Source organism: Vibrio sp. SCP2, from assembly GCF_059295395.1.
Genome location: NZ_JCAFVV010000003.1, coordinates 158,592 through 181,444, shown reverse-complemented (window position 1 = coordinate 181,444; position 22,853 = coordinate 158,592). Strand labels below are relative to the sequence as shown.

16 protein-coding genes are annotated in these 22,853 nt (G+C 45.8%); 9 read left to right on the top strand and 7 right to left on the bottom strand.

Annotated features, from left to right (window positions below; translation table 11 throughout):
* Positions 1 to 6: 6 nt before the first annotated feature.
* From AC5O63_RS11920 to AC5O63_RS11905, 4 genes are all read left to right on the top strand, one after another.
* Positions 7 to 1,494, top strand: a complete 1,488-nt coding sequence (locus tag AC5O63_RS11920) for an FGGY-family carbohydrate kinase (RefSeq protein ID WP_494505138.1) — start codon at positions 7 to 9, stop codon at positions 1,492 to 1,494.
* Positions 1,495 to 1,667: 173 nt separating this feature from the next.
* Entirely contained in the window at positions 1,668 to 2,825 is a 1,158-nt protein-coding gene (locus tag AC5O63_RS11915) for an iron-containing alcohol dehydrogenase (protein ID WP_494505137.1), read from the top strand.
* A 63-nt stretch (positions 2,826 to 2,888) separates the two neighbouring features.
* Positions 2,889 to 4,412 (top strand): CoA-acylating methylmalonate-semialdehyde dehydrogenase, encoded by a 1,524-nt coding sequence (locus AC5O63_RS11910; protein WP_494505136.1) that lies wholly within the window; start codon positions 2,889 to 2,891, stop codon positions 4,410 to 4,412.
* A 143-nt stretch (positions 4,413 to 4,555) separates the two neighbouring features.
* Positions 4,556 to 9,565, top strand: a complete 5,010-nt coding sequence (locus tag AC5O63_RS11905) for an NPCBM/NEW2 domain-containing protein (protein WP_494505135.1) — start codon at positions 4,556 to 4,558, stop codon at positions 9,563 to 9,565.
* Between the two features lie 77 nt (positions 9,566 to 9,642).
* On the opposite strand, the gene AC5O63_RS11900 is transcribed toward AC5O63_RS11905, so the two are convergent.
* A complete protein-coding gene (locus AC5O63_RS11900) occupies positions 9,643 to 10,452 on the bottom strand; it encodes a hypothetical protein (protein ID WP_494505134.1) in 810 nt (269 codons plus the stop codon).
* A gap of 409 nt (positions 10,453 to 10,861) precedes the next feature.
* Here AC5O63_RS11900 and AC5O63_RS11895 point away from each other — a divergent pair, with 409 nt between their 5' ends.
* A complete protein-coding gene (locus AC5O63_RS11895) occupies positions 10,862 to 11,641 on the top strand; it encodes an IclR family transcriptional regulator (RefSeq protein ID WP_486794203.1) in 780 nt (259 codons plus the stop codon).
* Here AC5O63_RS11895 and AC5O63_RS11890 read toward each other — a convergent pair.
* The 4 genes from AC5O63_RS11890 to AC5O63_RS11875 form a co-directional block, all read right to left on the bottom strand.
* Positions 11,638 to 12,417 (bottom strand): IclR family transcriptional regulator, encoded by a 780-nt coding sequence (locus AC5O63_RS11890; protein ID WP_239826029.1) that lies wholly within the window; start codon positions 12,415 to 12,417, stop codon positions 11,638 to 11,640. The two genes, AC5O63_RS11895 and AC5O63_RS11890, sit on opposite strands and share 4 nt — an antisense overlap.
* Before the next feature lie 94 nt (positions 12,418 to 12,511).
* The gene (locus AC5O63_RS11885) at positions 12,512 to 13,438 is read right to left on the bottom strand and encodes an SMP-30/gluconolactonase/LRE family protein (RefSeq protein WP_494505133.1); all 927 of its coding nucleotides are present in this window, start codon (positions 13,436 to 13,438) and stop codon (positions 12,512 to 12,514) included.
* A gap of 173 nt (positions 13,439 to 13,611) precedes the next feature.
* Positions 13,612 to 14,340 carry a metallophosphoesterase family protein gene (locus AC5O63_RS11880; RefSeq protein WP_494505132.1) on the bottom strand — a complete coding sequence of 243 codons (729 nt, stop codon included), beginning with the start codon at positions 14,338 to 14,340 and terminating at the stop codon, positions 13,612 to 13,614.
* 19 nt (positions 14,341 to 14,359) lie between these two features.
* Positions 14,360 to 15,241, bottom strand: coding sequence for a LysR family transcriptional regulator (locus AC5O63_RS11875; protein WP_494505131.1), 882 nt, complete (start codon positions 15,239 to 15,241; stop codon positions 14,360 to 14,362).
* Between the two features lie 115 nt (positions 15,242 to 15,356).
* Here AC5O63_RS11875 and AC5O63_RS11870 point away from each other — a divergent pair, with 115 nt between their 5' ends.
* A complete protein-coding gene (locus AC5O63_RS11870) occupies positions 15,357 to 16,037 on the top strand; it encodes a pirin family protein (protein WP_494505130.1) in 681 nt (226 codons plus the stop codon).
* A gap of 27 nt (positions 16,038 to 16,064) precedes the next feature.
* Positions 16,065 to 16,685, top strand: coding sequence for an isochorismatase family protein (locus AC5O63_RS11865; RefSeq protein ID WP_486794197.1), 621 nt, complete (start codon positions 16,065 to 16,067; stop codon positions 16,683 to 16,685).
* Between the two features lie 334 nt (positions 16,686 to 17,019).
* On the opposite strand, the gene AC5O63_RS11860 is transcribed toward AC5O63_RS11865, so the two are convergent.
* On the bottom strand, positions 17,020 to 18,459 hold the full coding sequence (locus tag AC5O63_RS11860) for a sucrose-specific PTS transporter subunit IIBC (protein WP_171382010.1): 1,440 nt from the start codon (positions 18,457 to 18,459) through the stop codon (positions 17,020 to 17,022).
* A gap of 244 nt (positions 18,460 to 18,703) precedes the next feature.
* Between AC5O63_RS11860 and AC5O63_RS11855 the strand changes: the two genes are divergently transcribed.
* Together AC5O63_RS11855 and AC5O63_RS11850 are read left to right on the top strand one after the other, a co-directional pair.
* Positions 18,704 to 19,690: a LacI family DNA-binding transcriptional regulator gene (locus tag AC5O63_RS11855; protein ID WP_494505129.1), complete on the top strand. Its 987-nt coding sequence runs from the start codon at positions 18,704 to 18,706 to the stop codon at positions 19,688 to 19,690.
* Positions 19,691 to 19,844: 154 nt separating this feature from the next.
* Positions 19,845 to 21,476: a glycoside hydrolase family 32 protein gene (locus tag AC5O63_RS11850; protein WP_494505128.1), complete on the top strand. Its 1,632-nt coding sequence runs from the start codon at positions 19,845 to 19,847 to the stop codon at positions 21,474 to 21,476.
* Between the two features lie 236 nt (positions 21,477 to 21,712).
* On the opposite strand, the gene cscK is transcribed toward AC5O63_RS11850, so the two are convergent.
* The gene (gene cscK, locus AC5O63_RS11845; RefSeq protein ID WP_494505127.1) at positions 21,713 to 22,636 is read right to left on the bottom strand and encodes a fructokinase; all 924 of its coding nucleotides are present in this window, start codon (positions 22,634 to 22,636) and stop codon (positions 21,713 to 21,715) included.
* Between the last annotated feature and the right edge of the window lie 217 nt (positions 22,637 to 22,853).

Below are 22,853 nucleotides of genomic sequence, written 5' to 3'. Positions count from 1 at the left end.
GGGAATATGAGTTTATACGCGCTAGGAATCGATTGTGGAAATACGGCGGTAAAAGCTGCGCTTTTTGATCAAAATGGCACAGAGGTAGCCGCAGTAGCAAACAATTATCTCACTCATATTCCCCATCCCGATCACACCGAAGCGGATTTAGCTGAGTGCTGGCAACGGTGCGCCGATGCAATACGTCGGGTCATTGCTGCTGCGGGTATAGAGGCTACTCAAATTGCCGCTTTAGGTTGCAGTGGGCATGGCAACGGGGTTTATTTGCTTGATGAACAACGTCAACCTATGTTGGCAATCAAGTCACTGGATAATCGCGCAGAGCGTGAGGTGAGCCAATTACAAGCGTCGGCAGATTATCAGGCGTTAGTGAGAAGAAACAGGCAAGGTGTTTGGTCTTCCCAGACTGCTGTTCTGCTTCATTGGCTTAAACATCACCAAGCTGACATCTATCAGAACATTGGTCAGGTGCTGTTTTGTAAAGATTATCTTAACTTTCAATTCACTGGAGAATGCGCTACCGAATGGGGAGATCTGACCGCTTCGGGTTTGTTTGATTTTGAAAGTGATACGGTTAGCGAAGAGTTACTTGCATTTTATGGCATAACGGACATCAGAACTAAGTTACCGCCTATCTATAACAGCCAAGATGTGATTGGCGCAGTAACGGCTCAAGCGGCTGAGGTAACCGGATTAGCGATCGGCACACCAGTGATTGCAGGTATGTTTGATGTGGTGGCTTGTGCTTATGGCTCTGAAGCGGACAGTACCGGAAGTACTTCAGTTGTCGCAGGAACGTGGAACATCAATCAGGTGGTAACGGATTCTCTTCCGCCACAAGAGGTTTTTATGGCCTGTAAGATGAATGAGCGACAATACCTTGCGATTGAATCGAGTACCTGTTCTGCGTCTAACCTTGAGTGGCTCGTGCAACGGTTTTTCACAGAGAAACAGCAACAATTACAACACGCAGGTGGTTCGATCTTTGAATCGTTTAATCAGCAGCTTAACCTGTTAGAAATCAACGCTGAGTACCCCATGTTTTTGCCTTATCTTTATGGCACAACAGATAAACAGCCGCCGATGGCTAGCCTGTTGGGGTTGAAAGGTTGGCATCAGGATATTCATGTTGTTTACGCCTTTTACGAGGGAATCGTGTTTGCTCATCTTGAACATATCTCTCGTTTGCGCCAAGCCGGTTACCCAATAGATTCTATTGCTATTAGCGGCGGGGCATCGAGAAGTGACTATTGGTGCCAGCTTTTTGCTGATGTACTTAATGTTGAAGTTGATGCCAGCACATCTGATGAAGTCGGCGCTAGAGGTGTCGCTATGATGGCTCTAAACAGTGTGTGCGGTGACGTAAGGCTAAGTAATACTGTTAGTGAATCACTTGCAAGTCGTCATTTTGCTCCAAAGCCAGACCGAGTGGACTTTTTTGCCGCGCGTTTTGAAAAATACAAGTTATTAAAAGGCGCGATTGGTGCGGCTTAGTAGGTCGTTAATGGTTTTCTAGCTAATAAAGGGTTCTAGTTAGCAGCGCCTAATCTGAGAGTAATTAACCACGAACGAACACATAGCGTGTCATGTGGAGGGCTTAACTCGCCCAAAATAAATAATTTTAAATAATGATACTAAATGTATCGGTATTGATATTGAGGTGAAATATGAGTCAAGCAATTGTTTTACCAAAGCTTTTGCAAATTGGTCAAGGGGCGCTCAACACGGTTGGTGAGGTAGCGATTCAGTTAGGTTGTCGACGAGTGATGATAGTGTCTGACCCTGTTATGCAATCGTTAGGGCAAGTAGAGCGCTTACAGCAAATTATCCATGACGCAGGTGTAGAAACGGAAACATTCACCGACACCATTCCTGAGCCAACTGAGGCTTCGATTCTCCCGGCAGTAACTCAAGCCATTGACGGACATTACGATGGGGTAGTGGCACTTGGTGGCGGCAGTGTTATCGACAGTGCTAAGGCAATTGCATTGCTTGCTAAGTCACAGGGACGTATCCGTGACTACAGCGTACCTAATGTAGTCACCATGCCGATCATGCCATTGATCGCGATCCCTACAACTGCGGGAACAGGCTCAGAAGTGACCAAAGTCACCATCATTACCGATGAGTCGAATGATGAAAAACTGCTGTGTATGGGGCCAGGATTAATTCCTGCTGCTGCTGTGATTGATTTTGAACTTACCATGACTGCCCCTGCGCGAATCACAGCCGATACCGGAATCGATGCTTTGACTCATGCCATAGAAGCCTATGTGAGTGGTAAAGCGGGGTTGTTTACTGATCAACAGGCGCTCAACGCAATGAAACTGATCGCGCCAAATCTACGCGAGGCGGTAAACAATCCGGCTAACCAACAAGCCAAAGAGCAAATGATGCTTGGAGCGACGCTCGCCGGTATCGCATTTTCAAATGCTTCGGTCGCACTCGTGCATGGGATGAGTCGACCTATTGGTGCGCATTTTCACGTCCCACATGGGATGAGTAACGCTATGTTGCTACCAACCGTAACGGAATACTCCATACCAGCAGCAAAAGCGCGTTATGCCGAGTGTGCAAGAGCGATGGAGTTAGCTGATGCTTCAATCAGTGATGACCAAGCGGTTAAACGTCTGCTCAACGAGCTTAAACAGCTCAATGTTGATCTAGGTGTCCCATCAATGGCGGAGTTTGGTATTGACCACCAATCGTATTTGAACTGCCTTGAGACGATGGCGGAACAAGCATTGGCATCCGGCTCCCCGAATAACAACCCAAGAGTGCCAGACAAAACCGCCATGATTGCCTTGTACAAAGCGGCATGGTGATCAGATAGACCCCAGTTTATAACCAACGGATTTAGCCCAACAGATTCAAACAAGGAAGAAAAAATGATCAGCAATTTTATCAACAATCAATATGTTAGAAGCCAGTCAGAAAGAAGTCAGCCAGTTTTTGACCCAGCAACCGGTAAAGCGAACAATCAAGTGCTGCTTTCTAGTCGTAGTGAAGTCGAGGACGCGATAGGTGTCGCTCAAGAGGCTTTCTCTGGTTGGTCGGCTACAACGCCGCTTAACCGAGCGCGAGTTTTGTTTAAGTTTAAAGCCTTGCTTGAAGAGAATCGCAATGAGCTGGCAGAAATTATTAGTCGTGAACATGGCAAGGTGTTCAGTGATGCCCTAGGGGAAATCACTCGTGGTTTAGAAGTCGTCGAGTTTGCTTGTGGCATTCCTCATTTGCAAAAAGGTGAGCACAGCTTAAATGTGGGCACTGGCGTAGATTCTCATTCGCAAATGATGCCACTAGGCGTGGTAGCCGGGATCTCACCGTTCAACTTTCCGGTGATGGTGCCTATGTGGATGTTCCCAATCGCGCTTGCAACAGGTAACACATTCATCTTGAAACCTTCAGAGAAAAACCCATCAGCGCCGCTGTTTGTCGCTGAGCTTCTTAAACAAGCAGGATTGCCTGATGGTGTATTCAATGTGATCCAAGGTGATAAAGAGGCGGTGGATACGCTGCTTCAAGATGAAAGAATACAAGCGGTCAGCTTTGTTGGTTCAACTCCGATTGCTGAGTATATCTATTCGGAAGGCGCAAAATACGGTAAACGAGTTCAGGCTCTGGGTGGTGCCAAAAACCATATGGTTGTCATGCCTGATGCAGATGTCGATGGAGCGGTGAATGCACTGATGGGTGCCGCATACGGTGCTGCGGGTGAGCGTTGTATGGCAATTTCAGTTGCGGTTGCCGTCGGTGATCAAGTGGGTGATGCATTGGTCGGACGCTTGCAGGACAAACTTGCGACGTTAAAAGTTGGCGCTGGGTATGGGCAGACGATTGAAAATGACATGGGGCCACTGATCACCAACGAACATAAACAGAAGGTCTGCGGTTATATAGAACAAGGGGTAAGTGAAGGCGCTACTTTGGTTGTTGATGGTCGTGAGCATGAACTGGCGAAAACCAGCGAAGGCTTCTTTGTCGGCGGTTCTCTGTTTGACCATGTGTCGCCAGAGATGACCATTTATAAAGAAGAGATTTTTGGTCCTGTGCTTTGCGTGTTGCGAGTTGATAGCTACGAGCAAGCACTGAAATTAATTAATGACCACGAATATGGTAATGGCACTGCGATATTTACCGCAGACGGTGACACCGCAAGAGACTTTACTGCAAATGTTCAAGTGGGCATGGTTGGCGTCAATGTGCCTATCCCAGTACCAATGGCGTTCCATAGTTTCGGTGGTTGGAAACGCTCGCTATTTGGCCCACTGCATATGCATGGCCCAGATGGAGTCCGTTTCTTTACCCGAATGAAGGCAATCACCACTCGTTGGCCGACTTCCAGTGTTAAATCGAATGCGACACCGACTTCTTACGCGCAAGCAGAGTTTGTTATGCCGACGATGAAATGATCCAGTTACGTGGGGAGGTGCGTAGTCGGTTCGCGTCAAGTTGATGTAGTAGGGTAAGTCGATCTGTCCTCTTCATGTTTTTAGGTGCTCACTTTCTTAAAAAGTGAGCTTTGTTTAATGACCATAAAAACAAGGAGAAGGCGATGAAAGCCACAAGCTTCATGAAGTCTGTTAAGACTTGGCGTCGCCCTGTTGTAAGCAGTGTATTAGCGGGGTTGGTATCTACCTCGCTTACATATTCAGCGAATGCTACCCAAGGGCCGGGTCTGGGAAACCTGACTTATAGCTCTTCGGAAGCATTCACTCATGTCTCCAGTCCGCTGGTGGATGACTCAACTAACTTTTTACCACCGGACTACCCGGGCAGGAAGCATTATGGTGTAAACGTCATGACCATGCTGAATGGCTATATGGTAGGTGTGTTTGCCCCCGATAGTGGTGGTGGCCCGGGTGGTTGGATTGCTTTAGATGTATCCAATCCAAAAGCCATGCAGCTGGTCAAAACTGTCTATGAGCCAGATCTGGCTAACCTCAATCGCACAGGAGATGGGCTTCGCACCGCGGAGTTCCGAGAGCCACATTCATTTGGTCTTGGTGAAAACAACACCATTGCCACCCAGACAGGTAAGGGGATAGAAATATGGGATTGGTCTGATGTAAACAATCCTATTCGATTATCAAAACTCGCTATTTCAGGCGTAAATTACGGTGACTATAACAACGTTTCTTGGCAACTTTTCTGGCAGGCACCCTATCTTTACGTCGCACGCGGCAATGCCGGGATAAGCATTGTCAACACCAGCGATATGAGTAATCCGACCTTGGTCAAAACCGTGCCTAACTCGGAGCTAGGCGGTTTTAATGTCGGGCCCATTTTTGCCCTTGGCAACCGTATGTTTATCTCCAGTATGGAAGGAACGGCAGGTTTCTCGATCCTTAATATTGATGACCCAGTGAACCCAAGTTTGGTGAAAACAGTTAATCGTCTACCAGAGAAGTATTACGCCTCGTGTTGGGATGGTAAGTACGCCTATTTTGGGGCGAGAAGTACCAGTGACTCACTACGTGTTTATGATACGACCACTAACCCAATGCAACTGGTCAATGAAACACTGACTGGGTTTGAAAACCTCTACTGTAACGTTCAAGACAACAAGCTTTTCCTTGGTAACCAAGATGATATAGCGGTGCTTGATGTTAGTGACATCAATAACATTCGGGAATTAGGGCGAAGCTCGCTCAATGCGACCAGTAGCAACACCGATCATGGGCAAGTGTTTCCCTTTGGTAACCTTGTCTGGGTAGGCAACGATCATGGTTCAGGGAGCGGTTTAATTGCTCATCAGAGTTCGCCTGACGTTGTGCCACCGTATATTTCGGCAGCAAACCCAGCGATAGACTCAACGCTTCAACCTTTGACCACACGAGTTGGGCTAGCGTTGTCTGACAGCATCCTTATGGACTCAGTCAACAGCAATACGTTTACTGTGACTAAACTGGGCAGTGCGACTCCAATCCAAGGTGAATACAGTACCAATTTAGGCTTTATTCACTTCACTCCAACACAGTCACTTGATGCAGACAGTATTTACCAAGTGGTCCTTGATGGTATCACGGACTTTGCTGGGAACGTCATGGGGAGAACGGAGTATCGTTTTGCGACAGGGTCACAAGTGGGTCACGATATTTCCGTCTCGGCCAATGACAAAATCACGCTAGGAAGTGGCACTAATGTCAGCGCGACGGCTTCACCTTTGTTAGGTGGCAGTATCGAATACTCGTGGAGTTTTGGTGATGGAAGCAACCCTACACCGTTTTCGAGCAGCGGTAGTGCGAGTCATGTGTATGGTAACCCAAACCATTGGTCAGCGGTGGTAACGGTACGCGAAACCACCTCTGACGGTGTGTTTGAAAGTAGTAAATCGGTACCTGTGACAGTTTATCGCCAACCAACTTCCATTGCCCCAACGGCTTCATCAACCATCATTGAGGCAAATGGTCAAATCATTGTAGTTAATGAAGACAATGACACAGTCAGCGCGATTAGTAACGTCGCTCCGTTCGCTAAGCAGTGGGAATCTTCCGTCGGCGATCAGCCTCGCACGTTAGCGAAAGCCCCCAATGGTCATTTGTGGGTTGTAAATCAGGCAGACGCCAGTATCTCGGTTTTAAATGCACAAGGTCAGTTACAAGAGACAGTACCGCTGCCACGAGGTAGTCAGCCCTACGGTATTGCGTTTACTCCCGATGGCAGCAGTGTTTTTGCATCCCTTCAAGCGAGTGGGCAGTTAATAAAGATCGACCCGGTGAGTAAGTCTGTTCTTGGGACGGTTGATGTTGGACACAGCGCACGAGGTATAGCGATTGACAGTGCGTCGTCACAGGTGTTGGTGACTCGCTTTATTTCACCACAGGCATATGCGGAGGTTGTCGCGGTAGATGTTGGCAGTATGACCATAGATCAGAGCTACCAGATTGCCAAAGATACGGCGACCATAGATGGTCCAGACCGAAGCCGAGGCGTGGCTAACTACCTTGGCTCAGTCACTATCTCTCCGGATGGTTATACGGCATGGTTACCATCTAATAAGGCCAATGTGGATCGTGGACCTTATCTAGAAGGCGATGAGACTAAGAAGCTGACTTTTGAAACTACGGTTCGCGCGGTAGTCAATCGACTCGACCTCAATGCGCGTAGTGTTATGCCTAACGCGCTCGATATTGACGATCGTGCGCAACCTAAATCTGCGATTTTCAGTGACATTGGTGACTTAGTTTTTATTGCTATTGAAGGTCAAAACAGCATCGAAATTCGCAGCGCTTATAATCTCAATCGAGCAGGAGAAATCTTTGACACAGGCTTGGCACCACGAGGTTTGGTCTTGTCTGGAACAAAGCTATTTGTTCATAACTTTATGTCGAGAACCGTCTCGGTTCATGATGTAAGTAGTTTCTTAACTAGTCGCGGAACGATTAGCGATCTTGCCCAAGTTTCTGTTGTTGCTAGTGAGTCACTTCACCCTAGAGTGTTAAAAGGGAAGCAGATCTTCTACAACGCTGCAGATGCCCGTATGACGCAGGATGGCTACATTTCTTGTGCGAGTTGTCACGCGGATGGTGATAGTGACCATAGAGTATGGGACTTCACAGATCGCGGTGAAGGGCTTCGTAATACCATTTCGTTGCTAGGAAAAACCGGAACAGGGAATGGGCGTGTCCATTGGACGGCGAACTTTGATGAAATCCAAGACTTTGAGAACGACATCCGTTATGGCTTCGGTGGTCGAGGCTTCATGATAGATGCGCTATTTGCGCTGACTGAAAATCCATTAGGAGCATCAAAATCAGGCAAAAGTGAAGATTTGGATAACCTCGCTTTTTACGTCAGTAGCTTGAATCAGTTTCCTCGTAGCCCTCACCGCAATGCTAACGGGTCTTTAACCAGTGAGGCTCAAACGGGTCAAGCTCTGTTCGAGTCTAAAGGCTGTAACACTTGTCACTCTGGTGTCTATTATACCGATATGCAAAAACATGATGTCGGAACTATTCAGGCTTCTTCTGGGCAAGGTATTAACGCGCCACTAGCAGGTGTTGGGTTTGACACGCCTAGCTTAATTGGGGTTTGGGGGAGTGCACCATACTTCCATAACGGTCAAGCGGCAACGTTAGACGACGCCTTGCTGATTGGCACGCAACATACGGTTTCAGATAACTCAGAACGTGCTGCATTGGTCGCCTATCTCAAGCAACTAGAGTATGAAGGTCCACCGATTGTTGTCCCAGAGCCACCGCAGGCAACCACCTATGTCTACCTCAGCGACTTGACGGAAACCTCTTCATCAAATGGGTGGGGTCCAATCGAAAAAGACACCAGTGTTGGTGAGAACTCCGCAGGCGATGGGCAAACCATCTCAATTGGCGGCAGCGAGTTTACCAAAGGACTTGGTGTTCATGCTTACTCTGAAGTCATATACAGTTTGACCGACGCGAATTACGACCAATTTACGGCTTTCATTGGGGTCGATGATGAAACCGGCAGCTCAGGTTCGGTTGTATTCGAAGTGTGGCTCGATGGCGTGATGGCTTACCAAAGTAGCATTTTACGTGGAAGTGATGTGGCTGAATATGTTGTCGTCAATATAGGTAATGGCGCTCAAGAGTTGAAGTTGATTGTCTCTGATGCTGGTGACGGCGTTGGTAATGATCATGGCTCATGGGGTGATGCCAAGTTGCGTATACCTAGCGAAGGGGGCAGCAGCGCCGTTCCCGGTCTGTTTTATGGCACTTTGTCGGGTAACATCAATGAAACTGACGATAATCCCAAAACATCGATCACTACCAGTCTGAGTGAGACAGAAGATGCTATTGCTGGCAACACGACGGAGGTGTACACGGGTTATATCTATGATGCTGACGGTCAAATCTCATTTAGCGAAAACAATGATGATAAGACCCGATTGTGGATTGATGGTCAATTGGTTTTAAGCAGTGATTTATGGAGTGATAGGGTTTCTACCGCTAACTTAAATCTGTCCCCAGGCTGGCATCTGTTTGAGTTGAGACTAAGCAATGGCAGTGGTGGAAGTGGTCCACATACTGGATTTGCGTTCGCCTTTGACCCGGAAGGTGGCACTAATTGGATACATCCTTCAGACAATGGAACCGGCAATCTGTTTATGACAGAAAACCCCGGCAGTGCACCCAATGTTCCAGATACTGTGTACCTTAGTGATATCCAAGAAGATGCTTCAACCAATGGCTGGGGTCCAATAGAGAAGAACATGAGTAATGGTGAGCGTAATGCCCAAGATGGCACGGCTATTTCTATCGGTGGTCAAGCCTTTGCTAAAGGGCTAGGTGTACACGCAAACTCTACCATTACCTATTCATTCACAGCGGGGCAATACAGTCGTTTTACCGCGAGCGTTGGTGTTGATGATGAAGTAGGAAATTCGGGTTCGGTCGTATTTCAGGTTGAGCTTGATGATGTTCTTTACTTCCAAAGCGCGACATTAACTGGTTCGGATGGTGCTGAGCTGGTCTCCATAGACATTCCGAGTGACAAAACATCTATTACCCTAAAGGTAAACGATGGTGGCGATGGCAACGGATATGATCATGCGAGCTGGGGGAACGCGCAATTGCATCAGTAATTGTCTGAATAAAGGATAAATTCAAATAAAAAGTGGGGGAACAGGGAGCGATCCCCCACTCAATTCAAACAAAGATTCTAGAAAGTGTAGTTTACGCCAAGCTTGAACTCGTTGTCGGTAGCACCTTCAAAAGTGCGTGAGCCTGTGTATTTAGTGTCACCTTTATAGCTGTACTGGACATACGGTTTAAGGTCCCCGAATGTTGTTACCACAGCTTTTAGTTCAATATCGTGAGATGTTCCTGTGAATTTAGCTGCATTATCACCTTCAGCAACGTTAACTTTTGCCTTTGTGGTACCGCGCTTAACAACGTAGTTAGCAGAGAGGTCAACGACTTCAGCGACGTTGTAACCCACAGTTAGGTCTACTCGGTGAGTCTTAGTTTTATGGCTGCCTTCACCATTTAGGTGACGTGCACCAAGAATAGGGTTACCAATACCGAAGTCACCCTTGCCGTCTTGAATTTCATAGCGGTAACGAGCCGAGGTATAAATTCCGTTGTCAAAAGATGTACCTACTTTTAGTCCAAACTTGGCAACGCTACCAAACTTATAACTCATCTGATCTTTGCCACCAGGCATAGCGTCTGGCTGCCATTTGTAATTGCTAGAGTCACCACTTGGTACAGTTAGGTCAAATGAGGGCGTTACATAGAAGTTACCCGCATCGATTTTATAGTCTAAAGAGAAAGTGGTCTCTTTGTAATGTTGTAAATTGTCAGAGCCAACAAACTCAATTCCACCCCCAATGCCAGCAAAGAGATCGCTGTGGAGTTTAATTTCACTTTCTTGAGTGTTCGTGTCGTGGTTAACATCGAGTTCGAATGCCATTGTCGATGCTGATGTTAGCGCGACAAGTACTGCTGAAGTAGTTACCAGTTTTTTCATGTTATGTCTCCTAGTAAATAAGTTAGTAATGAAAAAACCGTCCTTGGTTATCTGTGTTAATTTTGCAAGGTATGATATCAAACAATATGTAAAATGAATTTTCAAGCCTTGTCTCTGCAGGCTTCTCATAATAATATTATGTCAAACCATTTTTCTTGGGGAGGACTTTAACCATTAATCAGATCAATTTCAATACTTTTTTAATCAAGCTAGTCTCTAGTGAGGGAGTCAGGTAGCGTGCAATGCTTATTAGTTATTGTTTTAGTGAAGGTAGTTTGATGTGGAGCCTTGTATTTTGAATGGTGTTTGTTTTTTGTATCGTCAAACCGTTTCGTATATTGCGCTCTAAAGCCAAAAGCAATAGGCTATTAGGTAGTTAACGGCTTATCTCAAGGAAGAACAATCGCTTATGTCAGCATCTCATTCGGCCAGTTCAACAAAAGGTTCGACGCTTGATCGCGTATTACAAGTCATCGCGGTTGTTGCTCGTAGTCGTGGTCAGTTAGATAGAGAGGCTGTCGCAGAGCAGCTATCAATGCCGATTGCTTCCGCAAACAAGCTTATCAATCAGTTAGTTTCTTTAGGTCACCTGCAGGAAAACATTGTCGGTCGACTGATTGCAGGTCCTTCACTTCAATCTCTTTCGCACGATATTCTAAAAAGCCAACGTTTTTCGCAGCAGCGCGGTGAAGTTTTGCAGCGTCTAGCGGACAAGATAGGCGAGACGTGTGGTATTTCTGTCCCCAACGGGATTGAGATGACCTATTTTGAACGTGTTAATTGTAATTGGCCGCTGCAAATTAACTTAGCCGAAGGAAGTCCGGTTCCTATTGCAGCCTCAGCGTCAGGCAAACTATACCTTGCGAGCTTAGAACAATCGATTCTTGAAAACGTAGTGCAGAATATGGGGTTGAGTGAGTACACCCCTAAAACCATTACTCACGAAGGTTTGTTTCTTGAAGAGTTGAAACGGATACGTGAACAAGGGTTCGGTGAAGACAACGAAGAGTTTGTTGATGGTATGGTTGCTGTGTCCGTTCCAATCGGTAGTGATGATTTTATTTTTGGTTATCTGTTTTGCCATGCGCCAAGTTTTCGTACTCCTATAGAAGTGCTGAAAACCTACTTGCCAGAAATGCAGGCAGCGGCGAAAGAGATTCACGAATTTACTTTGTCAGAGCTCGCTTAGCCAAACTGCTGTTTCATATCTTGATAGACGGTTTCCAAGCTGCGCTGCGCTGAACGTAGAATTGGTAAAAAGCTCTCTAGATCGGCAACATCCTTACGACTTTTTGGACAGTGACAGAAAAGTGCAGCCATAAAGTTTCCATCGTGATCGTAGAGCGGTAGTGAAATCGCAACCATTCCGTCAATAAATTCTTCATTATCGACGCTATAGCCTCTGCGCTGGATCTGCGAGAGCTCTTTTTTTAATGACTGCTTGTCAGTAATGGTATTTTTAGCACATTGAGTAAGCTCTATTTTACTAAGAACACGGCGTAATTGAGGCGGTGTTAGTGTGCTTAAATAGAGTTTGCCACTTGCTGACGCCCATAGTGGAGTAGGGAAGCCGACAGGAATAACAATTTGCAGTGGCCAGTTAGTTTGAATGCGATCGTAATACACCATATGAGGCGCTGGATCATCATTGGCTAACGCTAAACCACAGGTTTCCTCGAGCTTATTTGCTAAGCCATGAAGAATCGCTTGTCTTTGCAGCTTATGTTGATTGGTCCACTTTACATCAAGTGCAATGGAAAGCATTTGCGAACCGGGATAAAAGTGACCACGTTCGTCGGGTTGAATGTATTTGGCTTCTTCCAACTGCTGTAGCAGACGGTGGCAGGTAGGCTTTGGAATTCCGGTGTCAAAGATAATATCGGACGCAGGAAGAGGGCTCTTCGCTTCGCCAATTTTTTCAATAATGCTGATCAATCGATCAACTGAGTTAGTTTTATCCGACACCTTTGATTCCTTTTAAAAGCTCACCCTAAATTTAGCCAATTGACCACGAAATGGGTGGAAACAGCTTTTATAATCCCAAACTCTTCAACTAGTTTCAACTGGTTAACTCTGTTCTCTCCTTTACGGCTGGGATCAAAGACTCAGCCTTGACCTTGTGTTCTGGTGTGCCTTTAGTCGGAGATTCGAGGATAAATAATTGCCCTGAGAGTGGGTAAAGCTGTTGCTCATAAGTCGTTAATTCATAGCTCGCTGTGGTAACGAACAAGGTCGCGTAATCATCTCCACCGAAAGTGCAGCGCGTCGCGTGTTTTACGGGTAAGCTAATTTGCCCTAATTTCTCGCCTTTGCCTATTTCAAAGCGAGATGGGCGATAATAGGAGATACCACCATTATCCCAATGACAAACATAGAGGTTGCCTGCTTGGTCAACACTCAGACCATCAGGGAATCCTTGCTTGTCGCTAAACTCGACAAATACGCGTTTGTCCAAGATTCGCGTCATGCTTTCATCGAGTTGATATTCATAGACTTTTCTCTGGAACATATTTGAGCAGTAAGCTCGCTTGAGTTCGGTGTTAAAGGCGATGCCGTTCGCGACGCTAAAACCGTCGTCGAGCGCAGTAATTTGCTGCTCGCTGAGTTTAAACAACTTGCCGTCAGCAGACTCTAACTGCTGACAGTTCATTGAACCAAACCATAACTCTCCGTTTGGAGCAGCAACAGCATCATTTAAGTGGAGATGAGCGCCGTTGGCACAAGGATCCCCAATTGGCGTAAAGTGATCAAAGCGCGGAGTGCTATAAAACAGGCCCTGCTTACTGGCAAATATCCAATGGTTGTTGTCGCACGGTACAACGGCGGTCACCTCGAAGGGGAGGTGATAGTGGTGAATCTTTTTCGTCTTGGTGCAGTATTCAAATAATTCTTTGCCTGCAGCTTCTACCCAGACCAAGGATTGTGTATTTGAGTTCCAGATTGGAGACTCGCCAATCACGGTTTTTACTTCTTCAACGGTATACATTTATAGATCCTATATTGATACTTATTGTATCAATATAGGATCTATTTTTGATGATGTAGGTTTAATGCTTCAGAATGTGAGATGGACCAAAAATCATGCCTCACTTAATGCCAATCAGGACAATTATCGGAGCATTTATTTGTTCCGATGCGCCTAGTAAGCAAAGCTCAGAATTAGCCAAGATAAATGGCTTGATAGTCGATGGTTTCTAAACTTAATGTGATTCGACTAAGCCCGATTTTCTCACTGCGATTGTATTCATTAATAGAGTGATCGAATCCATACGCCGTGGCAGGCGCCATATACTGGGTTACACCTTGCCTTGTCTTAGTAATGCCATCATGGCCATGACCACAAACAACGTCTTTTACCTGATGCTTGCGTAAAAGTGCCATGAGTTGCGTGTCATTTTCTAAGCGGATTGCTTGCATCCAACTCGCACCAACTGGGATCACTGGGTGGTGGATAACCACTATTGGGTTGCTTGTCTTTCGAATTTGCTTTCTAAGCTTAGCCAGACCGCGGTTATCTATCCGGCCCGAACCAAGCGGATGTTGAGCATCTATCGGCTTATAGCTTGAGTCGAGGAACAACACATCTCGACCATGAATCTTAGCTCTATCGACAACTTGAATGACTGAGCCTTTAAGTTCTTCCCTCATCAGGTGGGAGTCATCATGATTCCCTGCGATGGCAAAAATCGTTTTATTGGTGACATGCTGAGTAACAAAGGCGACGAGCTTAGCGTAGTCACCAGGTTTTGGGTTACAGCAAATATCGCCGGTGAGAAGTAGTGTGTCACAGTCGGTATCTTGTTCTGCATGAATCAGAGCTAGTTTTAGGTTCTCATAGCTTGATTCATCGCCCAGATGACAATCACTAATTTGATAGACGGTTTTCATTATTTTTTAACTAGCCAATTTATTGTAATACGTTGTTTAAATAATCGAGTAATGCCCGAACTTTAGGTGTTGCGCCTCGGTGACTAGGGTATAGCGCATAAAGGGTCACAGGCTTGAACTTCCAATCGGGTAAGACGTTAATTAGCTTACCATTTTCTTCAAACTCTTTAGCCATATAATCGGGCAGTTCTGTGATACCGAGTCCTTGAACCGCCATACGTTTCAACATCGAGAAATCATCACAACGAACACTCGGCTTAAATGACAAATGATGTTCTGCATCACTAGAAATAAGATGCCAATCAGCACTTCGTTCTTTAGCGCTCATCAACATCAATGGTTGTGCAGTGAGTTCATCAGGATGAGATAGATTTTCGAACTCAAGATTGGGGGCGGCATAAAGCCTTAACTCAATGGAGCAAAGACGCTTTGCAACGAGTGTGGAATCGGCCAACTCACCGACTCGAAAAGCGAGATCAAATCCTTCTTCAATCAGATCCACGCGGCGGTTTGTTAGTGTTAGATCCAACTCCACATCTGGGTTTTGCATGCAAAAGGCAGCCAAGTGTTCGGAGAGTAGCGATTGACCCACCCCTAAGGATGTACAAATTCGCAATCGTCCTTGAGGCCTTTGCAACATCGACTCAACGGCGCTATCTGCGGCATCAAGCTCCTCTTTAATTCTCCGGCAGTATTCATAGTAGCGTTGGCCCACTTCAGTCATGTTAAGAGAACGAGTTGAACGCTCTAGTAGCCTGACTCCTAGATGCTTTTCAAGCCGAGTAATCTTACGACTAATGTTCGATTTGGGCGTATTGTAGGCTTCAGCGGCCGCTGTAAAGCTACCTCTTTCCACGACCGTGGCAAAAACCATCAAGTCATTTAAATCACAATTCAGCATTTTCTGGTCTATTGTTATCAAATATTGAACAGTATTGTATCAGGGCGCTTATATATCAATATCTCATACCAAACTATTCTACTTCCATCACTTAGAAAATATTAAGGATTAAGCGATGGAAATTCTAACTCTTGACCAACTTCCTCAAGGTGGCTTTGCTGGACTGAAAGAAAAGCAGGTAGTCACAGATTACCGAGTATTTGGCGCTCGCAAGCACCCTAAAACGTCTAACGGCATTGGCAATTTTGTTTACCTAGCAGATGCCAACTTCGTCCCGTATGGCGAAACAGGTATGCACCCACATCGAGAAATTGATGTGATAAGCGTTATGGCGAAAGGGCGTGTTAGCCATAAAGGCTCACTTGAGCATGGCAAAGGCCTTGTCGCTGGCGAGGCTCAGGTGCAGCGTGCTGGTGGGGAAGGTTTTGCACACAATGAAGCTAATCCAGATGGTGTCCCAAACCAGCTTATCCAACTTTGGGTCTTACCTGAGGTAGCAGGAGAACCAGCAGGTTACAAATCCTATACCCCAAAAGCGAATCAACGAACAAGAATATATGGCGGTCGTAACACACAGTCGGAGACGTTTGACAGCAACACCATTATCGAAATGGTACAAGCTGATGAAGGTTATCAAACACAGCATCATGGAGAGGTTTTGGCTTATTTGAGCACAGGCCACGCAGAGATAAATGGGGTTGAAGTCGAAGCAGGGACGCTAGTTCGCGCCAAGGAACTGACTTTTACTGCACGAGAAGAGAGTCAATTGATCCTTATTTTTACAGAACAGTTTTAACCACAAGCAATGAGTAAAGGATACACAATGAAAACAAAATATTCAGAGTTTCTAACGGCAGAAAATGCAGTACTAGCAATGATCGATCACCAGACAGGTTTGATGGTAGGGCTAGGGGATGAACATCCTACCGTGCTAAAGAACAACATTGTTGGTTTAACCAGAACCGCGCAAGCGATCGGGTTACCAAGTGTCGTGACAGCAAGCTTACCGGAAGGCCCTAATGGGCCAGTCATGCCTGAGATTACCAACATTTTGGGTGAGAATGTCATTGAACGTGAAGGCCAGATTAATGCGTGGGATAGTTTGGCATTTAAGCAAGCGATAGAAAAAACTGGGCGTAAGAAAATCATTATGGCAGGAATAGTCACCGATGTTTGCTTGTTGTTTCCTGCTTTATCGGCGGTAGAGGAAGGTTACGACGTATACGCTGTTATTGATGCGTCGGGGACGTGGAATAAAACAGTGCAAGAGGTGACAGTGCAACGGCTAACTCAAGCGGGGGTCAAAGTGACTACTTGGGCATCGGTCTTGGCAGAGCTAATGAACGACTGGAGAAGTGAACATGGTGAAGCTCTGGGTCAGGTATTGGCAGAGCATACGACTAAGTATGGATATGTAATGAATAGCTACTTTGCACGAGGATAGTAATGAAAGGCGCTGAAAATTCAGCGCCACCCTCGCGGCATTGGGTGGCGTTGTATACCTTTATCATTTTATTGCCGCTCGTTTACGCCATACCACCGTTTGTGGTGGAAAACGTTTCAGACAATAAGGAAGTGGTGACCTTTGTCTCAGTCGCCATTATTGTCCCTTTGGTTTCCTATTTGTTTTTGCCTTTGGCAATAAAGATACACTCCGCCGTTAGATCCTAGAAAGACACCTGATTTAAAAACGCCAAACAGAAAAGCCCCACTCGAAAGTGGGGCAGGAGTCAAAACGTGTTTTGACTACGGGGGGGCTAGTCCATTAAGAACCGATTTTAAGCTGTGGCAGCGTTTGCGTTTTTAATGCGCTCGCGTGCGCCGAGTACCAAGGTTAGGCCAAATGCAACAGCGAATGAAATAGCCATACCCGCCACGTAGTAACCTAGCTTATCTGGCACAATCGAAATAACACCTGGTAGTCCAGCTGCTCCTAGAGCTTGTGCTTTAACATTGAATAGAGTGATAAAGGCACTTGATGCGGCCGCACCGATAACGGCTGCGATGAATGGGTAACGAAGCTTAAGATTTACCCCAAACATTGCTGGTTCAGTAATACCAAGTAAGGCCGTTACACCAGAGGGCATAGCGATTCCTTTTAGTTTGGTATCTTTAGTTGTAAAACCAACCGCAAGCGCAGAAGCCCCTTGTGCGATGTTTGACATAGCGGCAATTGGGAAAATAAACGTACCGCCGGTCACTGCGATGTCAGCGAGTAACTGTGTTTCAATGGCAATAAAGCTGTGGTGCATGCCGGTAATCACAAATGGTGCGTAAATGAAGCCGAATAGCGCGCCACCGATGAAGCCTGCAGAATCGTATAACCAGTTTAGGCCGTCACCAAGTAGGAAACCGATGTCACGAGTGATAGGACCAACAAGGGTAAACGTTAAGAAACCGGTAATGAAAATGGCGAGCATAGGAGTCAGCAGGTTATCCAATACTGAAGGGATAACTTTACGCAGGCCGTTTTCTACTTTGGCTAGAATGTATGCAGAGACAAGAACGGGAAGAACTGAACCTTGGTAACCCACTTTTTGGATTTCAAAACCGAAGATGTTCCAAGTCGGGATAGTCCCCGCAACGCTGGCTCCACCGAATCCCCAGCCGTTAAGCAGATCTGGGTGAACCATCAACATACCTAACGCAGCTCCCAAGAATGGGTTGCCACCGAATTTTTTGCTGGCAGAGAAAGCAAGAAGTACTGGCAAGTAGACAAAAGGCGCGTTAGCAAAGGTGTTAATCATACTTGCAAGATCAGCGAGTCCAGGATTTGCATCAATCAAGGATTGTCCGTCGATAAACAGTCCTTTCGCTGTGAGCAAGTTAAAGATACCCATCAACAGACCACCCGCAACAATGGCTGGAATGATAGGAACGAAGATATCAGACAAGCCTTTTACCGCGCGTTGCACAATGTTTTGTTTTTCTGCTCCAGCGCTTGCGACGTCATTGGTTGACATCTCACTCATACCAGTAAGTTTTGCCATTTCTGCATGGACTTGGTTAACAATTCCAGAACCAAAAATGATCTGATATTGACCAGCAACTTTAAATTGGCCTTTTACCCCGTCAAGGTTAGCGATAGCCTCTTCATCAATGATTGAGTCATCTTTTAACGCTAAACGTAGGCGTGTTGCACAGTGGGCGAGCGCTTGAAGGTTATCTTTGCCTCCAAGAAGCTCCAGCAGCTCTTTTGCAATAATTGGATAGTTCATTCCAAACCCCGGTTGTTATCTTCTACTTATCTAGTTAATAGTTCAAAAAGGTGTTGAATACTTTTTGGGAACGTTTGCAAAATCGATTCTTTGCGATCAATGGAAATGAGTCAAAACATATTGGGGTTTTATGTGAGATAGATCTGCTAAAATATTTTGCTAAACCGATTGGGCAAGGTGGAAATTGCCTTGAAATCTGGTACTTTTTGCAAACAATCCCAATAACTTATTATGAGAGCCCTCAATGGCAAGCTTACATGACGTCGCAGAACTGGCTGGAGTCTCTAAATCGACCGTATCCCGAGTGATCAACAACGAATACGGCGTAAAAGAGGCCACTAAGGTTAAAGTAATGAAAGCGGTAGAAGAGGTTGGCTATGTGGTCAATCAGGTGGCAAAAGATCTGAAATCACAGAAAACCAACTTAGTTGGTGTGATTGTACCTCGTGTTTCTTCACATGCGACTGCGCAAGGGATTGACGGTTTAAGCCGAGTGTTTGAACAAGCAGGTAAACATGTCCTATTGGCGAGTGCTCAATTGTCTGGTGAAAAAGAAATTGAATATATTCAGTTGTTTAACCAGAAACGTGTCGAAGGGATTGTGCTTTATGCTACGCATATCGACAACGAATTAGTTAAAGCAATAAGTCAGTCTAAAGCGCCCGTTGTGCTCGTTGGACAAGATGGTTCATTGTTTAATATCCCGAGCGTTGTCCATGACGATCTCCGAGTTGGTTTTGAAGCCGGGAATCGACTGCTCGCAGCGGGTTGCAAGCAAATTGGTTTTGTTGGTGTTCCTGATTCTGATGTAGCTGTCGACAAACTACGCTCAGATGGCTTAACGCAAGCGTTAGCGATGAATGACCAACAATTGCTCTTCCATTGCCACGGAGAGTTTAGCATTGAATCAGGCTACGCGAACATGAAGCAAATTGTTGCCAGTTACCCAAGCGTGGATGGCGTGTTTTGTGCTACTGACCGTATTGCTGTTGGAGCAATAAAAGCGCTCCAAGAGGCGGGAATTGAAGTAGGTAAACAAATCAAAGTCCTTGGGGTCGGTAATGACGAGCTGGGGTACATTAACTCACCAAGCTTATCTACCTTTAACTATGCTTTTGATAAAGCGGGGGAAAATGGTGCAAAAATGTTGCTAGAGCTAATCGAAGGAAAGCCTCAAGTGATGAGTAAACTGGTGTTAACGTTCCAAAATATTGACCGAGAAACCTGCTAGCCAGAACTGATTCACTTTAAGAAGAAGCCTGAACTATCAGGCTTTTTTTGTGATCTTAATCACGACAATCACGACCAAACAGCACGACATCTCTTGTACTTTCTAATCTGATAATGTAGTTTTGCAAACGTTCCCAATTTTTAGGTAAGTTTTGATGTCTGTTGAACACTACCTCACCCTTTGTGGTGGCAAAAACAATGTTACTCGGGTTTTAGTTCATAATGATGAGCTGATTTTAGCGGTTGCTGATGTTTCTTTAGTGGCCGAAAGCCATCTTATCGTAGATGTTAGGGACATACTGGGCGAGTCTCAGGTGGTGTTTAAACGTACTCAGTCATTTGATAGTGAAGCCTTGCTGAAAATAGGTCGATACATCGCAGAAAACCAACGTACAGCACTCGCACCAAGGTTAGCACCGACTCTATGCCCGCATCGACCGAATTGGCATATCTCTCCGCCTCAAGGTCTGCTTAACGACCCAAATGGTTTTGTCTTCCACAATGGCGAGTATCACCTTTTTTACCAATGGTATCCGCACGCTTGCGTGCATAAAGACAAGCACTGGGCGCATCTCTCAAGCGCTGATTTGGTCAACTGGCAGTGGCAATCTGCTTCGTTGACGCCTTCAGATTGGTTTGACTCTCATGGAGTGTTCTCTGGTCATGCACTTAGCCATGACAACCAATTGATGCTGTTCTATACGGGTAATACTCGAATTGGTGAGCAACGCGATCGTCATACAACCCAGTGTTTAGCGATATCGGATGACGGTTATCACTTTATCAAGCATGGTCCAGTGATCGATTGCCTTCCTGAAGGTGTTACCCCGCATATTAGAGATCCTAAAATTGTGCGTTACGGTGAAGAGTGGGTGATGTTACTTGGAGCACAAACCACCGATCTGCAGGGGCGTTTAGCGATTTACACTTCAGATAACCTAAAAGAATGGCAGTTCAAAGGGCTGTATGGAGAAGAGTTGGGTGACTTTGGCTATATGTGGGAGTGTCCAGATCTATTTACGATTGCAGAGCATACCTATGCCGTGATTGGGCCTCAGGGCATTGAATCGTTTTCTAAGCATAATACCATCCCACATCACAACGGCATTGCGCGTGCGAAATTGAGTCACGAAAACGGTATCGAGTTATCTGACTTTACACATCTTGACTACGGCTTTGATTTTTACGCCCCTCAAACCTTGTTAACTGCCGATGGCAGGCGGGTTATGTGTGGTTGGATGGGACTACCCGATGAAGTTGATCAGCCTTCTTCAGATAATGGTTGGGTACACCAACTAACCGCGATGCGTGAATTGACAGTAAAAGATGGGAAACTGAATCAGTGGCCAATCAAAGAGATAGAGCAGCTCACGCAAGCTGAGCAGTCTATTGAACTTACCGCAGAGCGCTATGATTTAGAAACGAAGTCATTTGATTTAAGTGTTTCTCTAGAGTGGGGGAGTGAGTTGCGTCTATTTGAAAATGATGATCAAGCTCTGGTACTTAAAGCTGATTCAGATAATCAACGTTTAGTCATGGACCGCTCGAAAACACTTAACCGAGCACCGGATACGATTCGTGAACTGCCACTGATATCGGACAGAATTGATCTACGTATTTTGGCTGACAACTCTTCAATTGAAGTGTTTGTTAACGGTGGGCAAGCGGTGATGACATCACGAGTGTTTACAGCGGAAAACGCAACTGGGATATCAATTAAAGGCACGTCACTTGATGCAAGATACAGACGTTTAAATGCGAGCAATGCGCCTTTCAGTTCAAACTAAAATTGCTGGTCTCTGACAAAAAAAGGCCCCGAGTACAGTTCTCGGGGCCTTCGTTTATCTGCTCGTTCTCATATTATACCAATCGGGATAAATAGCTGATCAGATAATTGCGCAGGAAAATCGCTTAGAGCAAGGCATAGATTGCAGCTAGCTAGTTGACCCACCTACAAAAGCTATAACGCTGCTATCAGCGATTTTAACCAGCAAAAATGACCAGGAATTTATTCTGGTTGGTATTACATCTTGATATACTCTAACAATGCTTGTTGAGTTGGTAATGCGGTCATTGCACCCTTTTGAGTCGTAGCTAAAGCACCACAACCGTTCGCCCATTGAACTGCAGCCTCGATATTTGAACTGTTCGCCCAGTCACTGTGTTGCGACAGTTTGGCTAACAAACCACCTACGAACGCATCGCCCGCACCAGTCGTGTCGACTGGCTTAACGGTTTGACCTGAGAGCAAACGTTGCTCACCTTCGAAGACGACAAGCGCACCTTTTGCACCTTGAGTGACAAGAACCAATGAGTTGCTATCGCTTTCAATAGCTTTTAATCCATCTTCAAGTGAAGTGGTGTCAGTCAGAAACATCAGCTCATCATCTGAAAACTTTACTAAGTCAGCGAGCGCAATCGCTTGTTTGACCACGGGTTTGAGTTCGTCTGGCTGTGTCCATACTTCTTCACGTAAGTTTGGGTCAAAGCTGACAAATCCACCAACGGCTTTGATTTGGCGCATCGCTTTAAGAGTGCTGCTACGGCTCGGTTCGTTAGCCAATGCAATCGAGCACACGTGTAGCCATTCGCCTGCCTTAAACTGAGGAATGTCACTTTCAGCTAAAAACTGATCGGCACTGGGTTTAACCATAAAGGTAAAGCTGCGCTCGCCGCTGTCATCTAGGTCGACGATCACTGTCGAAGTGCGATGTGCGTCATCAAGCAGCATAAACTCAATATCTACTTGTTCATCAGCGAGTGTGTTCTTCATAAACCTGCCAAGGGGATCTTGACCAACACGACCAAAGAATGCGCTTTTTCCACCGAGCCTAGCGATCGCTACCGCTACGTTGGCTGGCGCGCCACCTGGACATTTTAAGTAGGTTGATTCGGTATCCGGAATTAGGTCAACGACGGCGTCGCCTGTCACCCAAACTCTGTTCATAGTTGTCACCTCTAATCTCTCAATAACGATGCTCCAATTATAGAGCTAAAACGGTTTAGCTAATAGCTAAATCGAGTTATAATGAATGCTAAGAGAGTGAATTGTGATCCAATCCGATCTTTTAGATGCCCATAAGATCGACAAAGCGATAAGACGTGCAAACAGTTAGCTATATTGCTTGATGCCAGTAGAATAAGGCAGGGCTCGCCACTCTTAG

Bases quoted from the DNA above. Each gene is read 5' to 3' on its own strand.
- AC5O63_RS11920 (WP_494505138.1), top strand. From the start codon at position 7: ATGAGTTTATACGCGCTAGGAATCGATTGTGGAAATACGGCGGTAAAA.
- AC5O63_RS11915 (WP_494505137.1), top strand. From the start codon at position 1,668: ATGAGTCAAGCAATTGTTTTACCAAAGCTTTTGCAAATTGGTCAAGGG.
- AC5O63_RS11910 (WP_494505136.1), top strand. From the start codon at position 2,889: ATGATCAGCAATTTTATCAACAATCAATATGTTAGAAGCCAGTCAGAA.
- AC5O63_RS11905 (WP_494505135.1), top strand. From the start codon at position 4,556: ATGAAAGCCACAAGCTTCATGAAGTCTGTTAAGACTTGGCGTCGCCCT.
- AC5O63_RS11900 (WP_494505134.1), bottom strand. From the start codon at position 10,452: ATGAAAAAACTGGTAACTACTTCAGCAGTACTTGTCGCGCTAACATCA.
- AC5O63_RS11895 (WP_486794203.1), top strand. From the start codon at position 10,862: ATGTCAGCATCTCATTCGGCCAGTTCAACAAAAGGTTCGACGCTTGAT.
- AC5O63_RS11885 (WP_494505133.1), bottom strand. From the start codon at position 13,438: ATGTATACCGTTGAAGAAGTAAAAACCGTGATTGGCGAGTCTCCAATC.
- AC5O63_RS11880 (WP_494505132.1), bottom strand. From the start codon at position 14,340: ATGAAAACCGTCTATCAAATTAGTGATTGTCATCTGGGCGATGAATCA.
- AC5O63_RS11875 (WP_494505131.1), bottom strand. From the start codon at position 15,241: ATGCTGAATTGTGATTTAAATGACTTGATGGTTTTTGCCACGGTCGTG.
- AC5O63_RS11870 (WP_494505130.1), top strand. From the start codon at position 15,357: ATGGAAATTCTAACTCTTGACCAACTTCCTCAAGGTGGCTTTGCTGGA.
- AC5O63_RS11865 (WP_486794197.1), top strand. From the start codon at position 16,065: ATGAAAACAAAATATTCAGAGTTTCTAACGGCAGAAAATGCAGTACTA.
- AC5O63_RS11860 (WP_171382010.1), bottom strand. From the start codon at position 18,459: ATGAACTATCCAATTATTGCAAAAGAGCTGCTGGAGCTTCTTGGAGGC.
- AC5O63_RS11855 (WP_494505129.1), top strand. From the start codon at position 18,704: ATGGCAAGCTTACATGACGTCGCAGAACTGGCTGGAGTCTCTAAATCG.
- AC5O63_RS11850 (WP_494505128.1), top strand. From the start codon at position 19,845: ATGTCTGTTGAACACTACCTCACCCTTTGTGGTGGCAAAAACAATGTT.
- cscK (WP_494505127.1), bottom strand. From the start codon at position 22,636: ATGAACAGAGTTTGGGTGACAGGCGACGCCGTCGTTGACCTAATTCCG.